The organism is Halorubrum sp. SD690R, assembly GCF_005435035.1.
Lineage (GTDB): Archaea > Halobacteriota > Halobacteria > Halobacteriales > Haloferacaceae > Halorubrum > Halorubrum ezzemoulense.
In genome coordinates this window covers 1-436 of record NZ_SGTV01000146.1, presented here as the reverse complement: position 1 = coordinate 436, position 436 = coordinate 1, and the positions used below count along the sequence as shown (strand labels likewise).

Genomic DNA, 436 nt, shown 5'->3' with positions numbered 1-436 from the left:
GTCAAACTCCTACCGGTTGACTTCGAAATCATCGAACTGCTAGAAGAAACTGGCCCACTAACGACCCACGAGATTGCCGACCAGATCTCCCAAGAGCGATCACTGCAGTCTCTCGAAGCCCGACTCTGGCGTACAATGGGAATTGATACGGTCGTCAGCAGCCAACCGCAGCTGATTGATCAGGATGTTGACTCGGGGAAGTGGGGACTTCCGTCCCAAATCAATATGTCCAAACGACGAATCCCTGACGACGAACATGCAATCGTCCAGCGAACCGTCGATAGCCTCGTCAACGCTGCCTTGGCTCGTGACTGTAATCGTGAGACTGTTGCAGAGGTCTTTGATCTGCACTCCCGAACCACGTACCGGATTCAGTATCGAGCACAGGCGTACAACTTCCCGATTGAGGCGTATACCGGCCAAGGCCGTCCACAGA

General features: G+C 53.9%; 1 pseudogene. It reads left to right on the top strand.

Annotation, left to right across the window (positions count from 1 at the left end):
- Positions 1-135: 135 nt before the first annotated feature.
- Positions 136-436: pseudogene (locus EXE41_RS19510) on the top strand (HNH endonuclease); the annotation flags it as partial.